General features: G+C 66.8%; 14 protein-coding genes and 2 pseudogenes. 8 read left to right on the top strand and 8 right to left on the bottom strand.

From position 1 onward, the window contains the following. Nucleotides 1-34 precede the first annotated feature (34 nt). Nucleotides 35-559, top strand: coding sequence for a hypothetical protein (locus tag BG482_RS00185; RefSeq protein ID WP_069766735.1), 525 nt, complete (start codon nucleotides 35-37; stop codon nucleotides 557-559). Between the two features lie 3 nt (nucleotides 560-562). On the opposite strand, the gene BG482_RS00180 is transcribed toward BG482_RS00185, so the two are convergent. Next, the gene (locus BG482_RS00180; protein WP_069766734.1) at nucleotides 563-1,768 is read right to left on the bottom strand and encodes an IS110 family transposase; all 1,206 of its coding nucleotides are present in this window, start codon (nucleotides 1,766-1,768) and stop codon (nucleotides 563-565) included. Nucleotides 1,769-2,217: 449 nt separating this feature from the next. Here BG482_RS00180 and BG482_RS00175 point away from each other — a divergent pair, with 449 nt between their 5' ends. Continuing rightward, nucleotides 2,218-4,122 carry a pentapeptide repeat-containing protein gene (locus BG482_RS00175; protein ID WP_256096129.1) on the top strand — a complete coding sequence of 635 codons (1,905 nt, stop codon included), beginning with the start codon at nucleotides 2,218-2,220 and terminating at the stop codon, nucleotides 4,120-4,122. 113 nt (nucleotides 4,123-4,235) lie between these two features. Here BG482_RS00175 and BG482_RS43615 read toward each other — a convergent pair whose 3' ends face one another. Then, entirely contained in the window at nucleotides 4,236-4,400 is a 165-nt protein-coding gene (locus tag BG482_RS43615) for a hypothetical protein (RefSeq protein WP_176741261.1), read from the bottom strand. A gap of 473 nt (nucleotides 4,401-4,873) precedes the next feature. Between BG482_RS43615 and BG482_RS43280 the strand changes: the two genes are divergently transcribed. Continuing rightward, nucleotides 4,874-5,062, top strand: coding sequence for a hypothetical protein (locus tag BG482_RS43280; RefSeq protein WP_141746503.1), 189 nt, complete (start codon nucleotides 4,874-4,876; stop codon nucleotides 5,060-5,062). Nucleotides 5,063-5,137: 75 nt separating this feature from the next. Further along, on the top strand, nucleotides 5,138-5,335 hold the full coding sequence (locus BG482_RS00170; protein ID WP_256096128.1) for a hypothetical protein: 198 nt from the start codon (nucleotides 5,138-5,140) through the stop codon (nucleotides 5,333-5,335). Between the two features lie 388 nt (nucleotides 5,336-5,723). On the opposite strand, the gene BG482_RS00165 is transcribed toward BG482_RS00170, so the two are convergent. Then, nucleotides 5,724-5,996, bottom strand: coding sequence for an SH3 domain-containing protein (locus tag BG482_RS00165; RefSeq protein WP_256096127.1), 273 nt, complete (start codon nucleotides 5,994-5,996; stop codon nucleotides 5,724-5,726). 1,123 nt (nucleotides 5,997-7,119) lie between these two features. Beyond that, nucleotides 7,120-7,509 (bottom strand): hypothetical protein, encoded by a 390-nt coding sequence (locus BG482_RS00155; protein WP_069766730.1) that lies wholly within the window; start codon nucleotides 7,507-7,509, stop codon nucleotides 7,120-7,122. 205 nt (nucleotides 7,510-7,714) lie between these two features. On the opposite strand from BG482_RS00155, the pseudogene BG482_RS00150 reads away from it, so the two are divergent. Next, nucleotides 7,715-8,478: pseudogene (locus tag BG482_RS00150) on the top strand (IS5 family transposase). 2 nt (nucleotides 8,479-8,480) lie between these two features. On the opposite strand, the gene BG482_RS44650 reads toward BG482_RS00150, so the two are convergent. Both BG482_RS44650 and BG482_RS00140 read right to left on the bottom strand, forming a co-directional pair. Continuing rightward, complete coding sequence (locus BG482_RS44650) at nucleotides 8,481-8,648, bottom strand: hypothetical protein (RefSeq protein WP_256096126.1); 168 nt, start codon at nucleotides 8,646-8,648, stop codon at nucleotides 8,481-8,483. Between the two features lie 715 nt (nucleotides 8,649-9,363). Beyond that, a pseudogene (locus BG482_RS00140) lies at nucleotides 9,364-9,537 on the bottom strand (MFS transporter); the annotation flags it as partial. A 569-nt stretch (nucleotides 9,538-10,106) separates the two neighbouring features. Here BG482_RS00140 and BG482_RS43275 point away from each other — a divergent pair. Then, nucleotides 10,107-10,418, top strand: coding sequence for a hypothetical protein (locus BG482_RS43275; protein ID WP_141746502.1), 312 nt, complete (start codon nucleotides 10,107-10,109; stop codon nucleotides 10,416-10,418). Here the strand turns inward: BG482_RS43275 and BG482_RS00135 are convergent. Continuing rightward, on the bottom strand, nucleotides 10,394-10,639 hold the full coding sequence (locus BG482_RS00135) for a hypothetical protein (RefSeq protein WP_069766728.1): 246 nt from the start codon (nucleotides 10,637-10,639) through the stop codon (nucleotides 10,394-10,396). The genes BG482_RS43275 and BG482_RS00135 overlap by 25 nt on opposite strands. Before the next feature lie 290 nt (nucleotides 10,640-10,929). Here BG482_RS00135 and BG482_RS00130 point away from each other — a divergent pair, with 290 nt between their 5' ends. Next, a complete protein-coding gene (locus BG482_RS00130) occupies nucleotides 10,930-11,802 on the top strand; it encodes a trypsin-like peptidase domain-containing protein (protein WP_069766727.1) in 873 nt (290 codons plus the stop codon). Nucleotides 11,803-11,945: 143 nt separating this feature from the next. On the opposite strand, the gene BG482_RS00125 is transcribed toward BG482_RS00130, so the two are convergent. Beyond that, the gene (locus BG482_RS00125; protein WP_069766726.1) at nucleotides 11,946-12,164 is read right to left on the bottom strand and encodes a hypothetical protein; all 219 of its coding nucleotides are present in this window, start codon (nucleotides 12,162-12,164) and stop codon (nucleotides 11,946-11,948) included. A 64-nt stretch (nucleotides 12,165-12,228) separates the two neighbouring features. Between BG482_RS00125 and BG482_RS00120 the strand changes: the two genes are divergently transcribed. Further along, nucleotides 12,229-14,736 (top strand): tetratricopeptide repeat protein, encoded by a 2,508-nt coding sequence (locus BG482_RS00120; protein WP_256096125.1) that lies wholly within the window; start codon nucleotides 12,229-12,231, stop codon nucleotides 14,734-14,736. Nucleotides 14,737-14,764 lie beyond the last annotated feature (28 nt).

Here is a 14,764-nt window from a genome sequence, read left to right as displayed (position 1 = left end):
TGGTTGTCAAGCAGCGGGACGTAGGCTGCGGCTCATGCAATCGTTGATCGCTGCCGTCCGTGGGCAGGAAGAAGCTGCCCGTTTTCTCGCTTGGCCGGGTGACTTCGACCTTGACCGAGGCGATCGTGTCGAGGAAGTGCACCTCGCCTCGGGTGCCGCGCTTGAGGGGTTCGCCGGCGATGGTGCGGGCGGCACGTTCTTCTTCTGCGGTGAAGGCGGAGAGGAGCGTCCGATCCTCTACGCCGACTCCGAAGGAGGTGCGGCTCTGGTTGCCATCGGCCTGCACGAGCTGGTGCGGCTGCTGCTGGTCGTCCCGTGGTGGCAAGGCTGCCAGGCGTTCACGGACGAGGAGAGTCGCGAGCTTGAGGCTGAGTATCTGGAGGACATGCCGGACCTCGCGGCCAGAAGGGACCGTGCTGCCGCAGCCCTTGGCCTCGATCTTCCGGGTCAGGCCGAGGTCCTGGCTCGCTTGAGGGAGGTGGCCACTCGGCTGGGGGAAGACTTCGTTTTGATCTACACGCCGGAGGGACACCCCTACGAGCCGCTCTTCACGGTCTGAGGCTCAGGCAGCGGCGAGACCCTGCTGGGGAGGCTGAGCCTCGAAGGTGCGCTGATCGCCTATGAGGGCCCATAGGACGTCGAGGCGTCGCCGAGCGAGGGCGAGGATCGCCTGTTTATGACTCTTTCCCTCGGCCCGTTTGCGGTCGTAGAAGGTCTTCGAGGTCAGGCAGAAGCGGGCTGCGATCTGGGCGGATAGGTAGAAAACGCGCAGGAGGCGGCGGTGGTAGCGGTGCGGCCGGCGCATGTTGCCGCTGATCCGGCCTGAGTCTCGTGGGACAGGTGCCAGACCAGCGACTCCGGCGAGTCTGCCCGCGGTCCCGAAGGCGTCCATGTCCCCGCCGGTGCAAGCGACGAACTCCGCCCCCAGCAACGGGCCCATGCCAGGCATGCTGAGGATCACCTCGGCATCCCGGTGCTCTTGGAAGCGTGCCGCGATCTTTGCATCCACGGCGGCGATCTCTTCGTCCAGAGCCAGGACCGACCGGGCCAGCGTGTTCACCACGGCTGCGGCTGTGCTCTCCCCGGCCACGGCGGTGTGCTGGGCCTGTGCCGCGGCGACGGCTGCATCGGCCATGGCCTGGGCGCCGCGGACTTTGCGGTTCTTCAGCCAGGTCGCGAGCCGGCTCGGGCCGACCCGGCGGAGGCCGGCTGGGGTCTGATAGCCGGTCAGCAGGATGAGTGCGGCTTTGGAGGCGGCGTAGTCGAAGGTCCGTTCCAGGGCGGGGAAGTACTCCAGGAGCTGGGCACGCATCCGGTTGATGGCGCGGGTCCGGTCGGCGGCGAGGTCGTAGCGGCGGGCGGTGAGGATCTTCAGGTCCATCGCGATCTCGTCCCACTCCTGCAAGGGCTGCAGGTCCCGGCGCATCCGTGCCTGGTCGGCGATGACGTAGGCGTCCTTTGCATCGGTCTTGCCGTCCCCGCGGTAGCCACGGGAAGCGTGGTGGACGGTTCGGCCAGGGATGTAGAGCAGTCGCTGTCCGTGGCTGGTCAGGAGGGCGATCAGCAGAGCGCCCCCGCCGGCGTTCAGATCGACGGCCCACGTAACCGGGCCGTCCTCGGCCAGTGCCAGCACATCGCCGATCAGCTCCAGGAGCTCGGGCTCGTTGTTGGGAACCCGGCGCGAGAGCACCTTCGTCCCGTCCGTGTCGATGACCGTGCAGTGATGCGCGGCCTTGCCGGCATCCGTCCCCGCCCAGAGCTCGGGCACCCAAGCCTCCCTCGTCGATTAGTTGACTGGTCCCTGCAGACGACCACGCCGACGTGTCCTTACGAAGCGATCTCTATTCGCTCATCCCAATGAGTGGCCGTGTCGTCGCGGGGCACTGGGCGGCCAATCAGTCAAAGCCACACCTTCGGCATGAGCGCTCTAAAGCCACACCCAGGCCCCTGGGTCTCCCGATCGTACGAAGGACCGGAATCAACCCGCCAACAAGGTAAGGAGCGCTTTAGATGGCGGATGAGCGTGCGAGTCGGCGGACTGAGCGCCTGACCCTCGGGACACTGGCGAGCCGAAGCGCTCAGTCACAAGTGATGCCCTCCGAGTCGTGTGGCCCGAGCAACCGTCTGGTTGTACTCACGCGTCCTTTGGGCATGAGACGTCGACCCGTGATCCTCCGACCGCTACTGATCCGGATTCGGCCGAGGTGTGGTCACAGTGTGGAGACAGTCGGTTGCAATGGCGCCCACGTTCCCGGCCATACCGTCTGCCTGGCCCACGTGGATGAGGCCGGTCGGGACGCCTACCTGGCCAGCCTGGTCCCTGGCGCCGACGTTGACCACGGCGGAACCACGTTCACCAGCGACCTGCTGAGCAGGTTGCTCGACGCCTTGCGTGACCTCGGCACCGGCCAACCGCACTTCGGTGACGCTGGATTCGACGGGGCAGTCTTCACCAGCAACGTCAACCTCGAGGGGGCAACCTTCACCGGTGGCGCCGAGTTTCACGGGGCAACCTTCGCCGATGGCGGCAGGTTCGACGGGGCAGTCTTCACCAGCAACGTCAACTTCGTAAGGGCAGAATTCACTGATCGTGCAGGCTTTACCGATGCGACGTTCTCCGGTACTGCCAGTTTCGACGATGCAACCTTCTCCGGTAGCGCCAGTTTCGATGATGCGACGTTCTCCGGTACCGCCGGGTTTACCGGGACGACCTTCACCAACGGCTCCGGGTTTATCAGGACGACCTTCACCGGCGATACCTGGTTCACCAATGCCACCATCGGCTATGCCAAATTTTTCGATGTGACCTTTGCCGGGAACGCCTGGTTCAACAGTGCGCTCTTCACCGGGGACACCCAATTCGAAGGGGCAACCTTCGCGGGCGGCGCCTGGTTCGACGGGGCGACTTTCGCCAGCGACGCCTGGTTCGACGGGGTGACCTTCACAGGCGACACCCGGTTCGACGGGGCGACCTTCGCGGGCGATGCTCGGTTCGAGGAAGCGGTGTTTGAGCAGTCGGCCAATTTTGGCCCTTTGGTGTGCGCTGGGCGCGTGATGCTGTCCTGGGCGGCATTCGACGGGCCGGTCACTCTCACACTTGCTGCGCGCCGTTTGGAATGCCAGCGCACGCGTTGGTCGTCGACAGCCGAGATGCGGCTGCGGTACGCCACCGTGGACTTCTCCTACGCGGTCTTCGAGCACCCTCTGACCATTGCCACTGAGGCCGATCCATTCCCACTTCCTGGCGGAGCCCTGATGCACGAACAGGTGCTTGCCGGTGCCTCTAGCGAGGTGCGGCTAGCCTCGCTGCGTGGTGTGGACGCAGCGCACCTGGTCCTCGCCGACATCGACCTGGCCGAGTGCCTGTTCGCCGGCACGGTGCATCTGGATCAGGTACGGCTAGAGGGTGCCTGCACTTTCGATGCGGTCCCGCCCGGCATGCACTGGGTTCGCCGGCTGCCGCTGCGGTTCACCCAGCGCCGCACCCTAGCTGAGGAACACCACTGGCGCGCCCGCAGACCGGCAGCAGCCCGCGGATGGAACACCGCACTGTTTGGCGCGGGGCGCGTCGGGCCTACGCAGTTGGCGCCGGTGTATAGGGCGCTGCGCAAGGCGCTGGAGGACGGCAAGGATGAACCCGGGGCGGCCGACTTCTACTACGGCGAGTGCGAGATGCGCCGCCACGACACTGGACGGCCCTTGAGCGAGCGGGCGCTGCTGACGGCTTACTGGGCCCTGTCCGGGTATGGGTTGCGCGCGCTTCGTGCCCTGGCGTGGCTGGGGGTGGCCATGGTCGTCACGATTGCGGTGATGGTGCTATGGGGCCTGCCTACCGAGGAACCGAAACCGACCACTACAGGCCGCCAGGTTGCTGTCGGGCAGAAGGTCGTCCTCATCACTGATACTTCCGTCCCGGTCAATCCCACCGGCCCGCTGATCGAACGCGTCACCATCGAACGATGGGAGAAGAGTCTGCGGGTGGTGATCAATTCGGTGGTCTTCCGCTCTTCCGGCCAGGACCTCACCACCTTCGGTACCTACACCGAGATGATCTCCCGGCTGGCCGAACCCGTCCTCTTGGGACTGGCCGTCCTTGCCGTCCGTAGCCGCGTCAAACGTTGACCACCACCCGTGCGACAGGCAATCGCTCAAGGTTCCCTGCGGGCCGCGCGGCCCGGCACTCGGCCGGGCCGCTCCTGCCTTCGTCCCGCTCCCCGGCCGTCTGCCCGCCCGCGTCACTCTGTATCCGTGAGCAGATGAGCCACCACCGCACGGGCGGCCCCGGAAACGAGGGCGCTGACCACGGTCAGAGCTCCCTTCTTTGCGAACTCCCGGCGCGGGTCCGGGGTCGGCTGCGGTGCCGGCGTCGTCTGCTGCTGGTCGCGCTGCTCGTTGCTCACGTGCTCCTCCAAGGGGTGCTCAGAAAAAAGTCCTCCCGTCCCGGACAACCGGACAAGCGGGACCGGGACGGTCGGAAGGATCAGGGAGCGACGGGCTAGCCCCGCAAGCCTCTCCGCCTCTTGGTCTGGCTCACCCGGTGGTCGTACAGCCCCGGGCACAACGAAGCCCCCCGCCGGCGGTTCAGCGAGAGGCTTCGGTCGGGCCAGGTGACCAGGTCGGGAGACGGCATTCAATAGTTCGCTCGTATCCGACCCGTCCATGGAGAGGTTGAGGAGATCCCTCGGCAGGACGAACTCCAGTCACAGAGCGCGGCTTGTCGTCTCGCTTGTCGCCTGCCTTGTCTTGTCGCTTGTCTTGTCGCTTGTCGGCTCCCAGCTCAGGAGTCGGATCCTCAGCCTCACGAGCTGCCACACACCCTCGCATTCGCATCCCAAGGCACGCGTACGCGTGCGAGAAGCGACAGACTCCCGCTATGAGGACTACTCGCCGCACGCTCGGCACCGGACCGATGAGCACCGGGACCTCGGAGGAGGAGCGGCCCCTGCGGCTTCTGCCGGTAAAGCGGGCCGAGATCGACGACGACCAGGAGCACGGCGAGGTAGTGCCGGCCGAACAGCGAGGCCCCCGGCGCCGGAAGCTCGGCGGCCGGGGGCAGCAGTAGAGATCGAGCCCATGCGACGTCCTGATCGTCTCCCTGGCCGGCCTGGAAGAGGCTCACGGGGCGGTACTGGCGATCGTGCTGCACCCTTCCGGCCGCTACCCCGACACCGCCATGTCCGTCGTGATCGGTGACCCCCTTGCGTGCACTGCGGTCGCCGTCAACCTCCAGCAGCTCAGGGCCGCCCGCTTCGATGGCGCCAAACTCCTCGGTGAGGTCGACCCTGCAGCAATGGCCCGCGTGGACCAGGCGCTGCGCGCCGTCCTCGACCTGTAGCCCGCAGCAGGCGGAGACCCGGTGCGGCGGCCGGGTCCCGCAGCGCTCAAGGCCTGAGTCTGTCGAACCCGCAGGGCAACATGCGCTTTCGATCGGGACTCTTCCCTCGCGTCCTGGTCCCGGGAGACGTCTAGGAGGACCCTGGACATGTGGCGAGGAAGAGCATTCGGACGTGCAGCCAGTGCGGCAGTCCGCTGCCAGAGGGCAGCCGGTCGCGTCGGTACTGCTCAGCTGCCTGCCGGACGAAAGCGTGGCGCTGGAAGCGTGAGCGCGAGGAATGGTGGCGAAGCAACACAGGAGGGAGGTTGTCCGTGTTCGGACGGCGTGGGCCAAGCGCCCTGCCCCGCGGGGCGGAGCACTTGGACTCAGCCTGTCAGGCCGCGAGCCGTCAGTAGGTGACGTAGTCGCTACGGACCCAGCCCGTGACGCCCTTGTGGGCCCCGGACGTCACCTTGCCGTAGAACCAGACCGGGCTGGGGTAGGTCTTGGTGCAGTAGTACGTGAACGTGGTGCCCTTGGTCAGCTGTCCGAGCGAGGCGTAGCTCGTCGCGGGACCCTTGCGCAGGTTCACGTTGTTCGTCGCGATCTTGTACCAGGAGTGGTCAGGCTCATCAAGATTGCACTTCGAGTTGGTTACCGCACCGGCGCTCGGGGCGGACATCACCGCACCGCCCAACAGCGCCACTGTCGCCACAGCCGTCGCGATGCCTTTACGAAGCAAGCCATGCCGCATACGTGATTCTCCTGTGTCGTTCCTGGCGTACGCCCGTGTGGACACGCCCTGCATCGTGCCGAGCTAAGCGATGAATTCCCGGTACGAAGGGAGAATCTCTCATGCAACTCTGCGGTGGGCATTAGCACTCAGTCCATACTCACTTGGCAATGCGTCCACTCCGGAAGTCGTTCGAATGCGGCTCCGACCAACAGCGCATGGTCCTTTGCACCACCTGACACGCCCGTCGTGGCCCGGCCAACCGGCCAGGCCGCCCACCCGAAGGAAGCACCCCATGGAACCCACCCCACCGGCCCAGGCCGGCGAACTGCTTCGGGTGCGGTTTTTTTCGAGTTACGGCCGCGATCAGTGGTGAGGTCATGGTTCCGCTGGTGAGTGCGTCAGGCGGCATGCCGAAAAACCATGCAGCGGGGAACCGCGCCGCGTCGGGATATTGTGCCGGTGAGCAACGCCATGGCTGAGCACGAAGCGGATACTGAACAGTTGACGCGCAGGGGCTACGTCGGCCTGCGCGAGGGAAACCTCGACCCATAAAATGTCGTCGCCCTCGCCTGCGAACTGCTCGACTGGTTCCATTACACCGACGCCATCCTGGAGGTCGTCGAGCGGAACCCGGCCGAGGTGTCGGCGGCGGAGATGACCGTCCTGGTCCGGCGCATCCTGGACGACGCGGGCTTCGATCCCGGCTTCGACCTCGCCCCGAGTGTTTGGAGACGTTGCGCACCGTGCTGCGAATCGTGGCCCGTGACCTGCCCACGCGCGGGATCGAGGGCGAACCGGAGATCGAGAACAGAGCTCGTGATGAGCCCGTCAGGATGCCAGCAGGACTCGTTTCCGTAAGAGGCCGAAGCCAGCCCGGCCGTACATCTTGCGCTTGATCATTCCCGACTCCACGGACAGCGACGACGTATCCGGCCTCAACATGGAGACATCGTGACCGACCACCACGCTCACCTGCTCGCCGCCATCGTCGAGCTCGGCGGTGAGCTGGAGCTCCCAGCTACCCGTAAGGGGCGCTTCAGGGGCGCGGTCATCCCAGAAGGCTACGCGGTCAGCGCCGGCCGCCGCCGATGCGGCGGTCGTCGGCCAGTGCGGTAAGCGGGCCGAACTCGCGGGCAAGTTGGTTCCACGTCAGAACCTCGCCACAGCGGGCCGGGAACTCCTTCGGGTTGAACTCGGGCATGGTCCAGGCGCCAGTGCCCCGGTCCCGCAGCCACAGGTCCCCGTCACCGTCGACCACAGTCGGCGGGACTGGTACGGGCTCGGCCTGATCGGTGGGCTCCCAGGTGACCCGGCCCGGGTGGGAAACGCGGCGCAGCTCGGTGGTGGCCAGCCGCGCGGCCAAGTCACGGGTGGACTCTTCGGCCTCCTTGACCGACGCGAGTCGGAATGCGTCGTCAAGTACGGGCAGGGCTGGATTCTTGCTGCGCTTTGAACTCATACGCTGACTACCTCCGGTAAGGGGCGGCACATCCGTCATGGCACCCCGTAGAGGAACACGGTATCCGAGGCGGGAGCCGGGCCGGCTACGACCACTGAGCCCTTTCCAACCTCACTTGCCAGGCGGGTGGTTGGGCTGACAGACAGATGAAGCCCTTGGTAGATGGGTTTCCGACCAAGGGAACCGTCTCCACCAGAGGCTTCGCATGCTTGTCTACCCGTCCGGCGTCGACGTGTCCAGCTCGGCCCTGCGCTTCCTCGCCGCCCGCCTGAAAGAACATCGCCGCGCTCTCGGAACCCGATGGCGGCGCCTGATCGCAGGCCGACAGGCCCTGCTCACCCTCGCCCACCTGCGCAATGGCCAGCCCTACGCCCAGCTCGCGGCCGGATTCGGGATCGGCACCACCACCGCCTACCGATACATCACCGAGGCCGTCAACCTCCTCGCCGCCCTCGCCCCCACCCTCGCCGAAGCCGTACGAGCGGCGTCGACGAAGGCGTACGTGATCCTGGACGGGACGCTCCTGCCCATCGACCGAATCGCCGCCGACCGCCCGTTTTACTCGGGCAAACACAAGAAGCACGGCATGAACGTGCAGGTCATAGCTGATCCGAAGGGGCGTCTGATGTGGGCTTCACCAGCCCTGGCCGGCGCCGTCCACGACATCCGGGCGGCGCGCGAGCACGGCATCATCGAGGTACTCGCCAAGGCCAACATCAGCTGCTGGGCAGACAGGGCTACCAGGGTGCAGGCGGCACGGTCCGTCTCCCTTACCGCGGCCGATGGGACAGCCTCTCCACCGGCCAGCAGGCCGTCAACCAGTCCCACGCGAAAATCCGTGCATTGGTCGAGCAGGCCATCGCCACCCTCAAGTCCTGGCGCCTCCTCCGTAAACTCCGCTGCTCAACGACCCGAATCACCAGCCTCGTCCAAGCCGTCCTGGTGCTCCAGCTCACCGCGACGGGCTGAGATCAACCCGCAGCATTCACCCAGTCCGTCAACTCGGCTTCCGTCGTCCCGGCCGGCAGACGAACGTCGAAGGTGTAACCCTCATCGCAGAACACCAGGTCAAGGTCCGTGGGTGCCAGCCTGCGGAAGACGATCGCCAACCAGATCGCGTCTTCCTCCCATACGTCCATGTACAGGCAGGTACCGTCCTCGTGCAGATAGGCCTCACCGGGACCGTCCTCGGTCTCGAACTACCATATGAGGCTGCGCACTTCGCTGCGTTGCGTCGAGTCGATCTCGACTCCGGACCACCGGGCACGGATCGCTTCTGTCAGACCATCCCGATCGATGCGCCATCCGCCCGCATCACCCTCGACCACCGCCAAGAACGTCATAGCCAGGGTCTACCAGACCTCCGTGGCACAGCGTCGATCGGCTGTCGCCTGAAGTTGGAATGGGCTCACTGTCCAGATGGAGGCGCTGGCACACCGGGCGGTGGGGCTAGGTGATGAGCTGGTCCTGGACCTGGCGCAACCCGTGGCGCTAGCGCTCAGACATGGCGGTCCGGGTCTAAGAAGGTGAGGCCGCCGGGGGCGAGCGGACGTCGGGCCGGGCCGGGCCGGGCCGGGGCGGGTGCGGGCTCGCCGGGCGGCTGGCGGAAGTAGGCGCCCTGCTCGACCGGCATCAGCCGGCGCCCACCCGCCTGCCCCTCCGGTCAGGCGGCCTCGCTCTTGACCGCAGGGGAGGCCCGTGGGCGTTCCGTGGCGCGGTTTCCCGCACATGCGGTGCACGCGTACGTGTGCGTGAGGACGCGCCCCGGTACTGGTCGGCTCTGCGGGTGCGTCACAGTTCGTGCGTCACCGCGTCGGTCACAGCCGCGGTCACCGTCCGGGCGCGGTGGGGCCGCAGATACGGAACCCAGCGGGCGGCGTTGACGATGCCAACCTCGGTGGCAGAAGCGCTCAGCGTCACAGCGGTAAGGATCTGCAAGGCCAGCCCCGTGACCTGCGAGCCGAAGGCAGACACAGCCGAGGCGGTCCAGAAACGTACGTACCCAGGAACTTCTACCAGGCGCGGCATGACCGGACCGTACCAGTGAAGATCACCGACAGGTGATGTCGGAACAAGTCACCCAACGACGGCAGGATGCGCCAGTGTTGTCGGCTCTCATCGACATTTCCGAGCGATCTGATCGTTAAGTGCTGCCCAAAAGCAGCGATAAACGTTGCTCGCTCTCGCGTACGAAACCACTCCGCGTTGGCCCGAGTGCCATCAGTTACCGGCACAGGCCCCCGACGTGGGCCCCAGCAAGAGCCCATGACCGTCACGACGGAGAGTGCTGACGTCAGCGTCGGGTGACAGGCCGGCAAGCTCATCGACACGCGCCAGCGAGCCGGCTCCGGGCAGGCGCGCCGCTCATTGCGGGAGGGCGTCCAACACGTCCACCTTTTCGAGGAATATCGAAATGTTGGACTGCGGCATTCTGCGATCACATACTGATTCGGTCTCTACTGGTTCCTGCCTGCACCCTGGTCACCCGCACACGCCGTACCCGGACCCGACCGGTGACGGCCCGGGTAGATGTTGAAAAACACCTACTCAGGCGCGCAGGCGCTGGGCCACCACCTCACGACAACGGAGGACGCCTTATGGCATCACGCAAAGTTCTCTTCACCTCTCTGGTGGCAGCGGCCGCCCTCGCCTGTGCGGCAGGACCCGCGGTCGCGGCCCCTGCCCAGGACGCATCCGCGACGGGGAACGTCCCGTGGTGCGTCTCGACGGACATCTACAACGAGGCTTCCGGGCAGGTCGCGTGGGTGTGGAACGCATGCGGCAACACGCAACGAGCACGGGTCGTTATCGGCTGGGGGCCGGACAGCGACTGCTTCACCATTCCCCCGGGCTCGGGGGCGGCCTACCACTTCACCTTCGGCAACTACGCCAAGACGGAAACGTGCTGAACGATATGGCACAGCCGTAAGGGCTGGTCGAACCATCGTGGCTGATGGACGCGGCAAGGGGTCGAGTCCACACTGACCATGCTCCAGTCGATCCGGCCTTCCAGTAGTTTGAAGAACAGGGACGCCTCGCCGTCCGTTCGGTTGATCTCGCTGGTGACAGCGGCACACGCGGTATCCAGGTTCTTGTCGATGCCGATGGCGGGGGCCGTGAAGGTCGTCATGGGCGGGGTTCTCCTTACGGAACGTGAGAGGGGGCGGCTGGTGCGGATTGAGCGCGCAGGCGCTGGTTCAAGCTCGCACACGGACGGCAACGCGTGACCGGATAGCCTTCCGGGTCGCGAGTAAATTCCGCGAGCGACTTGATTTCCTGGCACCCCTTGCAACGCCGCTGCCCATTAGCCCTGAGCACAGCAGACACCCGGGGCAGTTTGTGCCCCGGGTGTCTGTGTCTTCGACCCACCACTTGCGAATCCCGACTCCGCGGTGGCGGCCGACGCATAGGCTCCTCCGCATGCGAGGAGTCGGCAGCATCCATGCCCTGTCTTTCGGTGCTCTCTATGTCGAGGCGTGGCACCGCTCCCTCGGAGAGGCTGACGACACACGTTTGGGGCCTGCCACGGGCTTCCTCATCGGGGTCCCCGGCGACTTCTGGCTGGTCACCGCCTGGCATGTTGTCACCGGATGTCGTTCGGACAGCGGGGACGCAATCCGTAAGGACGGCCTTCGCCCGGACTACCTCCGGGTCCGGTTCGCGGGCCAAGGGGAAGACGGCTTCCACCCCGTCGATCGGGACTTCGAGCTGTACGACGGTGAGTTCCAGTCGAGTCCTCGGTGGCGCAGTCACACCGAACGGCGGGTCGATATCGCTGCTTTGCACATCGGCGCCGTCCCGGAGGCCGTGGTGGAGGCGTTCATGCCCAATACATGGCCGACCCTGCGCGAGCTGTCCGCCCGTGAACGGCGCGCGCAGCTGGGAAGCGAGGTGGACCTCGACATCCCCCTGCGGATAACGGATCGCCTGTTTGTCCTCGGCTTCCCCTTCGGCAACACGGGCAGTTGGCCGTACGCCGTATGGACGGCGGCACCCGTCGCGAGCGAGCCTTTCGCCCGGTGGGCCGGACTACCCGGATTCCTCCTCGACTCCCGAACCCGTGAGGGCCAGTCCGGGTCGCCGGTCGTGATGCACATCCGGCCCGGTGAACCCGTCGTCGCCGCCGGCGACGTCGTCATGCACGAGGAGTCGGTCACCGCTCTGGTCGGGGTCTACAGCGGGCGGCTCGACCCGAAGGCGGACTTGGGCATGGTGTGGACGGTTGACGCGCTTTTCGAGATTCTTCCCGAGGTGGCCCCGCCGGGCTGGACATCGCCCGGTCCCGTCCGTTGAGGGCTACGGGCCCCGCAGCACTTCGATGTCATCGCTGCTGTCCTCGAACTGGCCAGGATCGGGCCGTACTGGTCAGGCGGGCGTGCGGGTGATGTGTGCCCTTGGCAGGTGACAGCAGCAGGCAAAGACGCGAGCATTGGTGACTACGTCAGCACGGCGGTGAGGGCTGCGAGGGCTGCGGTTACGGAGGCGGCGAGGGTGATGACCGCGGCGAAGGCGGTGGCAGCGCGCGTGAGGGCGGCGGGGTAGGTGGCGCCGTCCATACGGGCGAGCTTGCCCGCGCCGGCTGCGGCAAGCAATGCGACGACGATGACGAGTGCGGTGGTCAGCAGGACGACGGCCACGACGGACTCCCTGAACATGGTGGGGTGTTGACGTGGTCGAAGGTCGCGGAAACGATGTGCGCCGTGGTTCGACCGGACGAAGATGAACACCGTCGAACACACCACGGCCCCAGGGGGCGAGCACGTGCACGACGAGCAGAACGGCCACAAACCGGCACTCATCGAACTGCGCAGGAGGCTGGCTGACGGGCTGGCGCGATCTCCTCTGAATCAGACACTGCTCGCCCGCCAGGCGAAGCTGGGGCGCACCACCGTGTCGGAGGCGCTATCGCCCAGGAAGCCCGTGCCGTCGGCGGAGACGGTGGCCGCTTTGGCCGGCCCGCTGAAGCTGCCAGTGCAGGAGCTGCTGGACTTGCAGCGGACTGCGGCCGAGGAGTCGGGCACGGTGACAACGGTCGGGCCGGGGCGTCTGATCGGGGAGTGGGAGCCGCACGACCTGGAAGTGCACCCAGCAGGTCCGCGACAGACCGCTTCCGGCGCTGGTGCGTCCGGGACGCGGGCCCTGCCCGGATACGTACTCCGCGAGCATGACCGGGTGCTGGCCGAAGCGGTCAGGGACATGGCGGCCGGCCGCAGCCGGATCGTGATCCTGGTGGGTACCTCGTCGACGGGGAAGACGCGGGCTTGTTGGGAGGCCGTGCAGCCGCTCGCGGAGAAGGGTTGGCGGCTGTGGCATCCGTTCGATCCGACTCGCGCGGAGGCCGCGCTGGAGGACCTGCGCCGTGTTCAGCCCTGCACGGTGGTGTGGTTGAACGAGGCTCAGCACTACCTAGGCGACCGGGCGGCCGGTGAGCGGATCGCGGCGGCCGTGCACCACCTGCTCGTCAGCCCGGAGCGCGGGCCGGTCCAGGTGTTGGGGACGCTCTGGCCCGAATACGTGCACCAGTACACAGCACTGCCCGCCCCGAACGAGGAAGATCCACACAGCCGGGTGCGGGAACTGCTCTCCGGACACACCCTGACCGTCCCCGACGCCTTCGACGCCACGGCCCTGGCCGCCGCAACCGCCTTGGCCAAGGACGGTGACCACCTGCTGTCCGACGCCCTCACCCGGGCCAGCTCCGACGGACGCATCACTCAGGACCTGGCCGGCGCCCCCGAACTCCTCAACCGCTACCAGCACGCAAGCCCAGCCGCCAGAGCGCTGTTGGAAGCGGCGATGGACGCACGCCGTCTCGGCATCGGCCTTCACCTCTCGCAGGCCTTCCTCATCGACGCCGCCACCGACTACCTCAACGACACTGACTACGACCAGCTCGCCGACGACTGGGCTGAACAGGCGTTCGCCACCCTCGCTCAACCCGTCCACGGCAAACAGGCACCCCTGCGCCGCACAACACCCCGAGCCACACGACGCCCGCCCATCCCCTCCCTTCGCGCCGACACCCCTGCCTCACCGCCTGCGGGGCCGGTGTTCCGGCTCGCTGACTACCTCGAACAACACGGCCGCAGCACCCGAAGCCGACTGTGTCCGCCTGCCTCGTTCTGGCACGCCGCCCACACTCGCCTCACCCAACCCGACGACCTGTACAACCTCTGCATAGCAGCCGGCCGCCGCCACCGCCTGCAATGGGCCCACCTCTTCAGCCACCGGGCCGCCGACCACGGAAGTGCCGATGCCCTGCGCTTCCTGGCCAATCAGTGCAAGAGGGACGGGGACGGGGACGGGGCGGAACGTCTCCTCCGGCAGGCCGCCGACGGCGGCAATGTCGACGCACTGCACGACTTGGCTGTGATGCTGCAAGAGGCTGGGGATTGGGAAGGGGCGCAGCCCCTCCTTCAGCAGGTCGCCGACGGCGGCAACGTCGATGCCCTGTCCCGCCTGGCGCTGCTGCGAGAGCGCGCCGGGGACCGGGAGGGTGCCGAGAACCTGGCCCAGGAAGCCGCTGCCCACGGCGAGACCGGTGCCCTGATCCTCTTGGTCTCGGTACGGAAAGACCCTGGTAGGGCGGAACACCTACTCCGGCAGGCCGCCGACCACGGCAGCGCCAGCGCCCTGTCGCACCTGGCGCTGTTGCGAGAGGCAGCCGGGGATAAAGAGGGTGCCGAAATCCTGTCCCAGAAAGCCACTGACCACGGCAGTGCCGACGGCCTGTACAGCTTGGCCCTACGCCGGGACACGGCCGGGGATCAAGAACGAGCGGAACACCTTTTTCGCCAGGCCGCCGACCATGGGAGCAGCGGTGCCCTGTACCACTTGGCCGTGAGGCAGGACGAAGTCGGGGACAAAGAAGGAGCGGAGCGCCTCTTTCAGCAAGCCGCCGATCACGGCGACGCTGCCGCCCTATTTCAACTGGCCCTAACCCGGGAGGCGGCAGGGGATCCGGAAGGCGCCGAGACTCTCGCCCTCAAAGCCGCCGACCAAGGGTACCCCGAAGCCCCCTACCGCCTGGTCATGATGCGAGAGGAGGCCGGGAACCAAGAAGGGGCGCAGCGCCTCCTCCGGCAGAGCGTCGACCACGGCGTCACCGAAGAAATACTCGAAACGCTGTGGCCTCACGGGCTGGAACCGGACGGTACGCCGACACCCCCATGGGAACGATCGTCATACGCCCCGCTCGACCAACACGTATCGCCCGGCACGCCGTAGCGGCTGTCGGGTGCGGCTGTAGATCCGG

The sequence above is a fragment of the Streptomyces sp. LUP30 genome (genome assembly GCF_001746365.1).
Taxonomy (GTDB): domain Bacteria; phylum Actinomycetota; class Actinomycetes; order Streptomycetales; family Streptomycetaceae; genus Streptomyces.
This window is presented reverse-complemented; position numbering and strand designations above follow the sequence as displayed.